General features: G+C 73.3%; 11 protein-coding genes. 5 read left to right on the top strand and 6 right to left on the bottom strand.

Annotated elements, in window-relative coordinates; genetic code table 11:
• Nucleotides 1-273 precede the first annotated feature (273 nt).
• Together MF672_RS13960 and MF672_RS13955 are read left to right on the top strand one after the other, a co-directional pair.
• Nucleotides 274-1,374, top strand: coding sequence for a HesA/MoeB/ThiF family protein (locus tag MF672_RS13960; protein WP_242374324.1), 1,101 nt, complete (start codon nucleotides 274-276; stop codon nucleotides 1,372-1,374).
• The gene (locus MF672_RS13955) at nucleotides 1,371-2,606 is read left to right on the top strand and encodes a hypothetical protein (protein WP_242374323.1); all 1,236 of its coding nucleotides are present in this window, start codon (nucleotides 1,371-1,373) and stop codon (nucleotides 2,604-2,606) included. The genes MF672_RS13960 and MF672_RS13955 overlap by 4 nt, the downstream gene beginning before the upstream one ends.
• Before the next feature lie 4 nt (nucleotides 2,607-2,610).
• Here MF672_RS13955 and MF672_RS13950 read toward each other — a convergent pair whose 3' ends face one another.
• The 5 genes from MF672_RS13950 to MF672_RS13930 all read right to left on the bottom strand — a co-directional run bounded on the left by MF672_RS13950 (nucleotide 2,611) and on the right by MF672_RS13930 (nucleotide 7,910).
• Nucleotides 2,611-2,949 (bottom strand): DoxX family protein, encoded by a 339-nt coding sequence (locus tag MF672_RS13950; protein ID WP_242374322.1) that lies wholly within the window; start codon nucleotides 2,947-2,949, stop codon nucleotides 2,611-2,613.
• 83 nt (nucleotides 2,950-3,032) lie between these two features.
• Complete coding sequence (locus tag MF672_RS13945; RefSeq protein ID WP_242374321.1) at nucleotides 3,033-5,942, bottom strand: hypothetical protein; 2,910 nt, start codon at nucleotides 5,940-5,942, stop codon at nucleotides 3,033-3,035.
• 76 nt (nucleotides 5,943-6,018) lie between these two features.
• A complete protein-coding gene (locus MF672_RS13940) occupies nucleotides 6,019-6,732 on the bottom strand; it encodes a class I SAM-dependent methyltransferase (protein WP_242374320.1) in 714 nt (237 codons plus the stop codon).
• 37 nt (nucleotides 6,733-6,769) lie between these two features.
• Complete coding sequence (locus MF672_RS13935; protein ID WP_242374319.1) at nucleotides 6,770-7,537, bottom strand: NAD(P)H-binding protein; 768 nt, start codon at nucleotides 7,535-7,537, stop codon at nucleotides 6,770-6,772.
• Nucleotides 7,538-7,610: 73 nt separating this feature from the next.
• Nucleotides 7,611-7,910 (bottom strand): pyrophosphohydrolase domain-containing protein, encoded by a 300-nt coding sequence (locus MF672_RS13930; RefSeq protein ID WP_242374318.1) that lies wholly within the window; start codon nucleotides 7,908-7,910, stop codon nucleotides 7,611-7,613.
• A gap of 150 nt (nucleotides 7,911-8,060) precedes the next feature.
• Between MF672_RS13930 and MF672_RS13925 the strand changes: the two genes are divergently transcribed.
• Nucleotides 8,061-8,240 (top strand): hypothetical protein, encoded by a 180-nt coding sequence (locus MF672_RS13925; RefSeq protein WP_242374317.1) that lies wholly within the window; start codon nucleotides 8,061-8,063, stop codon nucleotides 8,238-8,240.
• A 30-nt stretch (nucleotides 8,241-8,270) separates the two neighbouring features.
• Here the strand turns inward: MF672_RS13925 and MF672_RS13920 are convergent, their stop codons facing one another.
• A complete protein-coding gene (locus MF672_RS13920; protein ID WP_242374316.1) occupies nucleotides 8,271-9,674 on the bottom strand; it encodes an MFS transporter in 1,404 nt (467 codons plus the stop codon).
• 117 nt (nucleotides 9,675-9,791) lie between these two features.
• On the opposite strand from MF672_RS13920, the gene MF672_RS13915 reads away from it, so the two are divergent.
• Entirely contained in the window at nucleotides 9,792-11,192 is a 1,401-nt protein-coding gene (locus MF672_RS13915) for a purine-cytosine permease family protein (protein WP_242374315.1), read from the top strand.
• A gap of 52 nt (nucleotides 11,193-11,244) precedes the next feature.
• On the top strand, nucleotides 11,245-11,766 hold the full coding sequence (locus MF672_RS13910; RefSeq protein WP_242374314.1) for a hypothetical protein: 522 nt from the start codon (nucleotides 11,245-11,247) through the stop codon (nucleotides 11,764-11,766).
• Nucleotides 11,767-11,770 lie beyond the last annotated feature (4 nt).

Here is an 11,770-nt window from a genome sequence, read left to right as displayed (position 1 = left end):
ATGATCACTACCCCGTCGGCCATCAGGCGACTCAGCCGAAAATAAGCGACATTTCAGCACCCCGGGTCACTCTGGTCACCAGTGGCACTCAGGGCCGCGCTACCTCACGAGGAGGAACACCATGGAGATCAAGGTCAAGAAGGTCGAGTCCGTCAAGGCCACCCAGAACCCCGCCACGTGAGGCGCTGACACCGCCTGACGATCATCCCACGGGGCGGGCGTGCCGAGCGCCGCCCGCCCCGTGGGCCCCAACCGGCCGGCGCTGGAGGCCCGATGCGTGTGGCGTTGAAGGAATGCGAGTGGGAGACGACCGGCGAGGATCTCCTGGTGGTCTTCGACGCTCGCGAGGCGATGACCCTGAGCGATCCCGAGGGCCAGGTGGCCGCGCTCCTGAGCGAGCTGCGCCGGGCCCCGCAGACGGCGGCCGAGCTGAGCGTGTCCCTCGCCGGGCACGGCTTCCGGCTCACCGAGGAGGACGTCGGCCGCGGCCTGGCCGGGCTCGACTCCCTCGGCCTGGTGGAGGACGCCGACGGCCGCGCGCTCGGCGACCCGGCCGAGGACGAGCGGCACTTCTCCAACCTCAGCTTCTACGGCACCCACGCCGCGCTCGGCCGCCACCGGGCCGCCTTCCAGCGCTCGATGCGCGAGGCCCACGTGCTGGTGCTCGGCGTCGGCGGCGGCGGCTCGTCACTGGTGCAATGCCTGGCCGGCCTCGGCGTCGGCGAGCTGACGCTGGTGGACCAGGACCGCGTGGAGTCCCGCAACTTCGCCCGCCAGTTCCTCTACCACCACGCCGACCTCGGCCTGCCGAAGGCCGAGCGCGCCGCCGCCTGGGTGCGCGAGTACGACCCGTCCATCAAGGTGCGCCCGGTCGAGCGCTGGGTGTCCGCGCCGGAGGACCTCGCGGACCTCGTCCAGGGCGTGGACCTGATCGCGGGCGGCCTCGACGGCCACCCGCACGCCAACCTCTGGGCGAACGAGGCCGCGGTCCGGGCCGGCGTCCCGTACGTGCTGGGCGGCGCGAACCGCAGCCAGCTCATGTACCTCTCCGTCGATCCCGGCCGCACCGCCTGCCTGGCCTGCGACTACGCCGACCGCCCGGCCGAGGACACCTCGGAGGGCGTCGCGTACCGGATCGTGGAGAACATGAAGCTGAGCAACCCGCTCACCGGGCCGATGGCGATGCAGGTCGGCTCGCTGCTCGCGTTCGAGGCGCAGCGTTACCTCACCGGGTACGAGCCGCCGCGCGCGGCCGGGTACCGGGTGACGCTCGACCTGCGCGAGGGGCTGACGCCGGAGTGGCAGCCCCTCCCCCGGAACCCGGACTGCGAGGTCTGCCGCCTCGCGCCGCGCCGCGCGGACGGCGGCCGGTGACCGCCGCGCGGACCGAGGACCCCGGCTCGGCGACCGTCCGGCTCAAGCCGCTCAGCGTCGTCCCCGAGGGCGAGGACGAGGTGCTGGTCGGCGACGCCGCGACCGGGGCGTTCGTGACGATCCCGGCGGTCGGCGGGGTGGTGATCGAGGCGCTGCGGCGGGGCGCGACCGTGGCGGAGGCGGCGGCCGAGGCCGAGGAGTTCGCCGGGCAGCCGGTGAACGTGCCCTCGTTCGTCGCCACCCTCGGCGAGCTGGGCTTCCTGGCCGACGACGACGAGGCCCAGGAGCCGGTCAGGACCGCGCCCATCCAGGCCCGGCGGTGGATGACCGCCGTCCGGCCGGAGGCGGTCCGCCCGTTCTTCGGCCCGGTCGCCTGGGCGTGTTACGCCGCCTGCCTGCTCTACGCGGTCGCCGTGTTCGTGCTGCGGCCCGGCCTGCTCCCCGACCCGGCCGCGGACGCCTTCGCCTTCGGCGACACCGGGCTGAGCGCGCTCGCCTGGCTGCCGTTCGTGTGGTTCGCGGCGGCCGGCCACGAGTGCGGCCACTGGCTCGGCGCGCGGGCCGCGGGCATCCAGACCCGGTTCGGCGTGGACCGCCGGTTGTGGATGCTGGTGTTCGAGACCGACCTCACGCAGCTCTGGACGTTGCCGCGCGGCAAGCGCTACGGGCCGCTGCTGGCCGGCCTCGCCGTGGACTCCGTGCTGCTGGCCGTGCTGCTCACCGGCCGGCTGCTGATCGACACCGGCCTGTGGGCGGCCCCCGGGCTGGTCGCCTCGCTGCTGGCCGCGTGGGTGTTCATCAAGGTCATGCAGATGTTGTGGCAGTGCCTGGTCTTCCTGCGCACCGACCTGTACGCGGTGCTGGTCAACGCCCTCGGCTGCCGCAACCTGTGGCGGGTGAAGTCGCTGATGCTGCGGCGGGCGTTCGGCCGGCTGACGGCGGAGCAGGCGGCGGAGCTGGCCGAGGCCACCGAGACCGACCTGCGGGTCGGGCGCTGGTTCCGGTGGGTGTGGCTGGCGGGCTTCGCCGGCGTGGTCGCCTGGTTCTGCGTCCTGCTGCTGCCGGTCTTCGCCGAGGTGCTGCGCTGGACCGCCGAGGGGCTGGCCGAGGGCCCCCTGACCGCCGCGTTCTGGTACCGGCTGCTCTGCGCCGGGCTGCTGCTCGGCCCGGAGACGATGGCCCTCGCGCTGACGGTCAAGGAGTACGCGGCCCGGCTCGCCGCCCGCCGGTGACCGGTCACGCCAGCGCCATGGCGACCACGACCGGCGCCAGGTACAGCAGCGGGAACGGGATGTGCTTGTAGCTGCGGGCGCGGAGCACGGTGACGACCGCGCCGGTGAAGTACACGACCAGGCCGACGCCGGCGGCGACGCCGATCACGGGCACGAACAGCCCCGCGATCAGGCCGGCCGCGCCCGCGGCCTTGGCCGCGCCGAGCCAGGGCCAGGCCGCGCGCGGGACGCCGTACTCGGCCAGCGGCTCCACGACCCACTTGGCGCGGGCGAAGACCGAGAAGGCGGAGAACCCCACCCAGAGGGCGGCGAGGACGGTGACGACGACGGCGGCTGTGGACATCGGAACACTCTCCTTCACGGGATGCCGGGCCGCGGTCGGCCCGGCATCCCCTTGAACCCTGAGCCGCCGGAAGTGTGACGGCGTCAGTAGCGCTCGGCCACGCCCGAGTTGATCTCGGTCAGCGTCAGCGTGGAGTCGGCGTAGCGGACCACGTTGCCCACGGCGGGCGGCTCGGCCAGCGTCGCCTGGGCGTACCGGACGGCGTCGCCCACCGTGTCCAGCCGCAGCCGGCGGAGGGTGAGCGTGTCGACGGCGGTGCCGGCGTTGATCCGGCGCGTGCCCAGGTTGAGCGCGGTGGCGAGCAGCTCGGCCCGCAGCGTGCGCGGCTGCGTCACCGGCAGCGTCAGCGCCGCCGACGCCTCCCGCTGGGACAGCGCGCCGTCGGGCGCGGAGCCGTCGGCGCCGTCGAAGCGGGTGTCGGTGGCCTGGACGCGGGCCAGCACCTCGGCGGTGCGGAGGTCGGGGCGCAGCGCCCACGCCGTCGCGAGCAGCGGCGTCCTGCTGGGCGGTAGCGCGGTGACCGTCGTCGTCGCCGTGCCGGTGACCGGCGCGAAGTCGCAGGCCCCGCCGGCGTTGCGGTAGCTCACGGACACCTTGTTCTGGTACGTGGTGCCCGCGGTGGCCAGCAGCGTCGGCCGCGCGGTGAAGACGATCTTCTGCTCGCCGGACGCGGCGGGCACCTGTCCCGGCTTCCACACCAGCGTCCTGGTGCCGTCGGCGTTGAGCGTCACCGCGTCCGGCTTCGGGCCGGCGCCCGTGTCGAGCGCCTGGCTGTAGTAGACGCCGGCCGGCAGGGTGTCGGTGACGGTGACGTTCGCGGCCGCGCCGCCGCCGGTGTTGGCGTAGGTGAGGGTGTAGGTGACGGCCTCGCCGGCGTTCACCGTGGCCGTCGCCGTGGTGGCGGCCGTCAGCACCGGCGCGCGGACGGTGGTGGTGGCCTGCGCGGTGTTGTCCCCCACGTACGGGTCGGGCACGCCGGCCGCGTCGTGGCCGGTCACGGTGACGCGGTTGGTGAGCACCGTGCCGTCGGCCGTGTCGCACGGCACCTGGTAGGTGATCTTCGGCGCGACCGTGTGGACGGCGCCGGCGGCCAGGTCGGGCACCTGGCGCTCCTGCCGGGTGCCGTCGGGCAGGGTGTCGGCGAGCGAGACGCCGGACGCCGGCCCCGGGCCGAGGTCGCTGACCTCGACCGTGTAGCTCACGGTGTCGCCGCCGGCGGCCTCGGCCTGGTCGGCCGACTTGACGACCTTGAGGTCGGCCTGCTGCGTCATCGCCAGGACCGTCTTCTCGTCCAGCTCGTCGGGCAGGCCGGGCCGCGCGCCGTCGGTGAAGAACTTCGTGCTGAGCCGCGGGTCGTACTGGATGTTCGCCCAGTCGTCGAAGCCGCCGAGCCGTTCGCCGGCGCTGGCGTCCTTGCACGCGCCCACCGAGTCGATGTGGTTGATGTCGGCGGGGATGTCGCCCTCCTTGTCGCCGTTGACGCCGTTCCAGTCGATGCGGCCGTCGGTGGCGGGGGCGACCCTGAGCTTGCCGGCCACGCCGTAGACGATGTTGCGGCTGGGGTTGGCGGGGGTGCCGTACACGCCTCTGTTCTCGTTCAGGTGGGCCTCGTCGAGCGGCGTGCCGAAGGCGGTGCCCCGGAAGGCGCTGGTGTAGTCCAGCGGCCGGGAGGAGTCGCGGCTGGAGAACTGCAGGGCGTGGTTCATCACGCTCGGGTAGTTCGGCTTGCAGTTGACCGCGTCGCCGCCGCCGTGGCCGAGGCTCAGGTTGTGGCCCAGCTCGTGCATGAACGTCGCCGCCTCGGCGTCGCGCCGGCCGCCGGCCTTGGCGATGCCGGTGTCGCTGAACCCGCCGAGCGTGACGATGAAGTCGTTGCCGCCGATCGGGCCGCCGCCCGGGCTCGTGGCGTCCCATTCGGCGCGGCCCGAGGACTTCGGGTCCTCCTGGTACGTGTCCCCGAAGATCATGTAGCGGAACGCCTGACGCTTGGCGTCCAGGATGTTCACGCAGTTCGCGCTGGACCGGTCGGCCGGCGTGCCGAAGAAGCCCGAGCAGGCGCCCGGCTGCCTGACCTGCGGGTTGCCGTGCTTGAGGTCGTTGAAGTCGTCCTGGGGGCCGGGGCCGTCGCTGTCGAACAGCACGTCGTGCACCGCCGGCACCTCCTCCCCCGGCATCGCGTGCAGGGTGATCCCCCGGAAGCCGCCAGGCGCGGCCGGGTCGGGGTCGACCGGGGCGGCGGCGAACGCCTTGACGACGTCGTCGAGGGCGCCGGTCTGCGGCGCGAAGCCGCGCATGTGGTCCGCCTCGACGAACAGGTCCTTGCGGTAGGGCAGCGCGTCGTACGGTGCCTGGCCGAGCGCCAGGTCCACGGTGCCGTCGTGGTCGACGTCGAGGCCGCCGGTGGGGGTCTCCCAGCCGTTCATCAGGCCGTCGCCGTCGCTGTCGGTCTGCTCCAGGACGTCCTTGCAGTGCGGGGTGCTGATGCTGAAGTACGCCCGGGCGGAGTCCGCGCCGCCGGCCTCGCTCTGCCCGGCGAGGGTCGGCAGGTTCGCGCCCTGCTGCGTGGTCAGGCCGCTGCCGGTGAAGACGCAGGTGAACAGGTCGAACTTGAGGTCCAGGTAGTCCCTGTCCTTGACCCAGTGGATGACGTCGTCGCCGCTCAGGTCGTCCTGGTCCCACAGCTCCAGGTGGATGTCGATCTGGTTGTGGGACTCGTCCACCGTGGCCGAGCGCGTCCAGTTGGTGGTGAAGTCCTTGCCGTGGGCGCAGCAGTAGTCGTCGCTGCCGTCGAACAGGCCCTGGTTGTCGATGTTGAACTTCGGATAGTAGTCGTTGGTGCAGGATTCGCCGTCGCCCTCGTCGCAGGACAGCTCGACCACCCTGTAGAGGTTCACGGTGACCGTGTGCGTCTCGGCGTGGGCCGGGGCGACGCCGGCCAGCGTCACCCCGGCCACGAGCAGCAGCGCCGTCACCAGCGCGCGTAATGTCCCCACCCTCGTACCTCCCCGTCGTGTGACCTGGGGACCAGGGTCACCGGGGCGGCGGGCGCGCGCCTGAGCAGGGGGCTACTCAACCGGCGCGGCGCCAGGCGAGGAGCCCGTCGGGGGCGCCGGGCTGCTGGGTGAAGCCGGCCCCGGTCAGCTCGCTCTCCACCGTCTCCCAGAGCGGGCGATAGGCCTCGCCGACGACCTCCTCCTCGCTGATCACCTCGTCGCCCTCGGTGATCCGGTAGACGAAGCGGCCCGTGAAGGTCTCCTTCTCGTCCGACTCGGTGACTCCGGACCACACGGAGTAGGTGTGCCGGCCCACCCGCCGGGACTCCAGCCTCTCGACGGGACGCACCTGCGGGGCGCCGCCGGCCCGCCAGGTGAAGACCAGCAGGCCGCCGGGTTCGAGCTGCTCGGCGAGGACCGGCCACAGGCGCCTGCGGTAGTCGTGCGGCAAGGAATACAGGACGTTGATCATCACGACGCACTCGGCCGGCTCGGGCAGCCGCACGCTCAGCGCGTCGCAGGGCAGCACCGTCACGCGGTCGAGCAGCTCCGGGCGGGCGTTCAGCCGGGACAGCAGGATGGCGCGCATCCCGTCCGAGGGCTCAAGGGCGAAGATCTCGGCCGGGCTCCAGTCGGCCAGCGACGTGGTGATCAGGCCGGTGCCGGCGCCGACCTCCAGGATGCTCCTCGTCACGCCGGTGAGCAGCGAGGGCAGCGTCTCACGGATGACCGGGACGTGGCCGTTCTCGTGGAACAGGTCGTAGAAGGGGAGGGAGATGAAGTCGGTCATGACCCGCCACCGTAGTGGATGCCGATGCCGATGCCGGTCAGGGCCGGCGCTGGAGGCGGGCGAGGACCGTCTCGGCGGGGCCGCCGAGGAGGCGTTCGAGGTCGGGGGTCTGCCGTTCCAGGGCGCCCGCTCGGACGCGGGCGGAGATCCAGGCCATCGGGCCCTGCTCGGCGTCCGGGGGCAGCTCGCGGTAGGGGACGCCGAGGGCCGCGGCGACCTCCGGGTGGGTCCAGAGCGGGCCGGTGAGGTCGTAGGCGCGGCCCAGGTGGCCGTCGCCGGTCAGGACGTTCGCCGCCGCGGCCGCCAGGTCGGAGCGGAAGGCGGTGTTGAGGCCGCGCCCGCCGGTGGTGCCGGTGATCTCCCCGTCGGCGGTGACCCTGGGCAGGAGGGCGTCGCTGTAGAAGGGGTGGCGCAGCAGCGTGTACGGCAGCCCGCTGTCCAGGACGGCCCGCTCGGTCGCGTGGTACGCCTCGGTCAGGCCCGTCGCGACGGTGTCGGCGTCCAGGAAGCTGGTGAAGACGAGCGCGCCCACGCCGGCCTCCTTGGCGGCGGTCACGGCGTTGCGGTGCTGCGCGACGCGGCGGGCGGTGTCGAGCTCCGGGGAGGAGATCAGCAGGAGCCGCCCGGCGCCCGCGAAGGCGGCCCGCAGGCTCGCCGGGTCGTCGTAGTCGCCCTGACGTGCGGGAACGCCGGCGGGCGCGCGGGCGAGGTCGCGGACCACGGCCGTCGCCTCCGCCCCGGCGGCGCGCAGGCGGTCGAGGACGAGACGGCCGAGAGCGCCGGACGCGCCCGTGATCACGATCATGCGGGGAGGACTCCTCTGCTGGGCGGGACGGGCCCAGTGAACTGCCGCCCGGCACCGCCGCGCCACCCGTTTTTCAGCGTCTCAGCCATTTGCGGTCGACCTCCGCCTGCAGGTCCACCCCGTGGTGGTGGGCGAGCAGCAGCACGTGGCAGAGGACGTCGGCCAGCTCCGACCGGAAGTCCGACTCGATCTCGTCGGGCGTGCGGCCCCTGGTCCTGGCGCGGCCGGTGCGCGTCAGGAACGCCTGGGTGAGCTCGCCCACCTCCTCCTGGAGCTTCAGCAGGTGCCAGACGTCGTCCCGCTCGACGCCGAGCGAGGCGGCGTACCGGCTGGAGACGGCCTCGATCGCGTCGGTGAGCTGCCGCAGGTCCACGACCGGAGTCTACGGGTCCCGCGCCGCCCCTACAGGGGATCGAGATTCGGTAAGCGAGGTGCCATGAGGGGCGTTTCGCCACGCTCCGTGCATCCGGGCCGTCCATCATTCGGATCGGACGACAGGTGGCGAGAGCAGGAGGACAGGGCGTTGCGGGACATCGAGGTGTCGCTGGAAGCCGGTCCCCGCGGCGGTCACGGGCTCACCGTGCGGGTCTCCGGGCCCACGGGCGCGGGGCTGGACCGCGGCTCGTGGCGGCCGGCGCCGCCGCCTCCGCCCCCGGAGTTCGACGACGACGACCTGCTCGACCCGGGCGGATGCGAGTTCTGAGCGTTCAGGGCGGGCGCGGCGGACGCGGGGTCAGGCGCGGCGGGTGCGGGCGAGGTCGAGCAGCGCGGCGAGCAGGGCGACGCAGACGCAGGCGAGGACCACGAACAGGCCGTGCCGGAACGCGGTCGGCCAGCCCTGCGGCAGCGAGCCGAAGAAGACCGAGCCGGCCGCCGCGATGCCGATGGACGAGCCGAGCCGCTGACCGGTCTGCAGGACCCCGGCCGCGCTGCCGCCGCCCTCGGGCGGCACCTCGGACAGGGTGATCGCCTGGTTCGGAGAGATGACCAGGCCGCTGCCCACGCCGGCGACGAGCAGCGGCAGGGCGGTGGCCAGGCCGACGTGGTGGCCGGGCACGAGCAGGGTGGCGGCCATCGTGGCGGCCAGCCCGGCGATCACGGTGACGAGCCCGGCGGTGACCAGCCGGCGGCCCGCCTTCGACACCAGCCGCCCGCCGACCACCGACGCCGAGGCCGAGCCCAGCGCGAACGGGGTGATCGACAGGCCCGCCATCAGGGGGCTGTAGCCGAGGCCGCTCTGCAGGTAGAGGGTGAAGGCGAAGAAGATGTCGGTGAAGCCCGCGAAGTAGAACAGGGCGATGGCCGAGCCGAGGCTGTAGGAACGCTTGCGGAACAGGGACAGGTCGACCAGGGGCTCACGGCGGTAGGCGCGTTCCCAGGCGACGAAGCCGGCCAGGACGAGCAGGGCGAGCGGGACGAGCAGCCACTTCGCCTGGCCGTGCCACTGGTGCTGCTGGATGAAGGGCAGCAGGAGGCAGGCCACGCCGAGGCCGAGCAGCAGCACGCCGACCGGGTCCATGCTCTCGTGCCGCCGGCCGGCCTCGCCGTCGGAGGTGGTCCTGGCCGGCAGCAGGCGGTGCGCGAGCGGCACCAGGGCCAGGCCGATCGGCAGGTTGACCAGGAAGACCCAGCGCCAGCCCAGCTCCGGCCCGAACGCGGTCACCAGGGCCCCGCCGATCAGCGGCCCGGCGGCGGTGGAGACGCCGATCGTGGCGCCGAGCGCGCCGAAGGCGCGGCCCCGCTCGTAGCCGCGGAACATCTGCTGGATCAGCCCCGACACCTGCGGGTTCAGCAGGCCGGCCGCCATGCCCTGGACGAGCCGCGCCACGATGAGCACGTTCATGCTCCAGGCGAAGCCGCAGGCGGCGCTGGACAGCGTGAACAGCACCACGCCCCACAGGAACAACGTCCGCCGGCTCCGGGCGTCGCCGAGCCGCCCGGCGGGGACCAGCAGCAGGCCGAACGTGAGCGCGTAGCCGGACAGCGTCCACTGCAGGCCGTCCTCGCTCGCCTGGAGGCCCTCGCGGATGGACGGCAGCGCCACGTTGACGATGCTGACGTCGAGCCCGGTCATGAACGCGGCCACCAGGCACACGCCCAGCGCGCGCCTGCGCGTGTCGATCCCCGACGCCTCCATGAGCGGCAACCCCTCCCGGCGAATATCGTCCTTCCCTAACCAGGATTTCGTCGCCGTAACGATCCCGATATCCCCACGCGATGGGTTTCGGTACGAACGGGAGGTAACGTCCCGATCATGGACACGATGGCCGTCGAGCAGAACGGCATCAACGCGGTCCCGGAGGCCGAGCGGCACGGCCGGCCGAGGGACCTCTTCTGGCCGTGGGCCGGCTCCAACCTGTCGCTGTTCGGGGTCGCCTTCGGCGTCTACATCGTCGGGCTCGGCCTCGGCGTGGTGCCCGCGATCGTCACCGGGGCCGCCGGGTACGCGCTGTCGTTCCTGCTGGTGGGCCTGGTCGCGATCGGCGGCAGCCGGTCCGGCGTGCCGACGATGACGCTCGGCCGGGCGCCGTTCGGCTACCAGGGCAACAAGCTGCCCGCCGCCCTCTCGTACGTCTCGAACGTCGGCTGGGAGATCGTGCTGGTCACGCTGTCGGCGCAGAGCGGGGCGGCCATCCTCGGCCGGCTCGCGCCCGGCCTGCCCCGCACGACCGCCACCGCCCTCTGCTTCGCCGTCGCGGCGCTGGTGGTGATCGCGGTCGGCGTGTACGGGCACGCGCTGATCATGGTGGTGCAGCGCTACCTGACGTACGTGTTCGTCGTGCTGACCGTCGTCTACATGGCGCTCATGCTGCCCCAGCTCGGGGCGTCGGCGCGGGACGCCTCCGGGCCCGGCGAGTGGATCGGCGGGATCATCTTCGCGATGACCCTGCTCGGCCTGGGCTGGGTCAACTGCGGCGCGGACTACTCGCGTTACCTGCCCGCGCGCTCCTCCGGGCGGGCGGTGGCCCTGTGGACGACGCTCGGCGGGGCGCTGCCGCCGGCGGTGCTGCTGGTGTTCGGCGTGCTGCTGACGGGCGGGGACCCGAAGCTGGCCGAGGCGGCGGGCGGCGACCCGGTGGCGGCGTTGGCGGGGGCGTTGCCGACGTGGTTCCTGCTGCCGTACCTGCTGACCGCGATCGGCGGGTTCCTGGCGGGCGCGATCATGGACATCTACTCGTCCGGGCTGTCCATGCTGGCGCTCGGGGTGCCGCTGCGGCGGCACTACGCGGTGCTCGTGGACGGGCTGCTCATGGTGCTCGGCGGCTACTACCTGCTGTTCGTCAGCGACAGCTTCTTCGGCACCTTCCAGGCGTTCCTGGCGATCGTCGGGGTCGTCATGGCGGCCTGGGTGGCGATCTTCCTGGTGGACATGTGGCGGCTGCGGGACGGCGGCCACGGCTACGACGAGGGGCTGCTGCGGGCCGGCGGGCCGGCCGTCAACTGGGCGGGGGTGGGGTCGCTCGTGGTGGCGTCGGTCGTCGGGATGGGGCTCATCACCTCGGCGGACGAGAACATCGCCAAGGTCGTCGGGTTCCTGATGAGCGAGGAGCTGAAGACGTCCACGTTCGGGGCGGCGAACATCGGGGTGGTGATCGCGCTGGTGCTGGCCGGGGCGCTGTACTTCCTCGCCACCGCGCGGCGGACGCGCGCCTGATCCGCCCGCGGTCGTCGCCTTCCGGCCGCCGGGCGGTTACCGTTGGTGATTGATGATGGACATACCGTTGCGGCTGCTCGGGTGGGCGGTGCACCTCACGGCCTTCGGGCTGCTGGCGATCGCCGTGGTCACCGTGCTCCACGAGGATCAGGTGGGGGTGGCCGCCGCGGGTGTGCTGCTCGGGATCGTGTACGCGGCCGGGCCCTCGGTCGAGGACCGGCCGGTGGCCGGGCAGGTGTGGCTGGCGGCGGTGACGGCGCTCTGGCTGGCGCTCGCCGTGGCCGCCGCGCCGTTCGTGTGGCCGGTGTTCCCGCTGCTGTTCGCGTACGTGCGGATGTTGCCGCTCTGGCTGGCCATGTTCGGGGTGGGCACGGTGACGGCGGTGGCGGTCCTCGCGGCGGCCTGGCACGCGGGCGAGCTGACGATGCCGCTCGTGGCCGGCCCGGGGCTGGCGGCGGCCGTGGTCACGCTGCTGGCGCTGGCCTGCCAGGCGATGCGCGCCGAGGCCGCGCGGGCGCTCGGCGAGCAGGCCGGCCGTCTCCTCGACGAGCAGGCCGCCCGCCCGCACCCCTGAGCAC

This window comes from Actinomadura luzonensis (genome assembly GCF_022664455.2).
GTDB lineage: Bacteria > Actinomycetota > Actinomycetes > Streptosporangiales > Streptosporangiaceae > Nonomuraea > Nonomuraea luzonensis.
The sequence above is the reverse complement of the archived record's forward strand: the minus strand, read 5'-3'. Positions and strand labels throughout refer to the sequence as shown.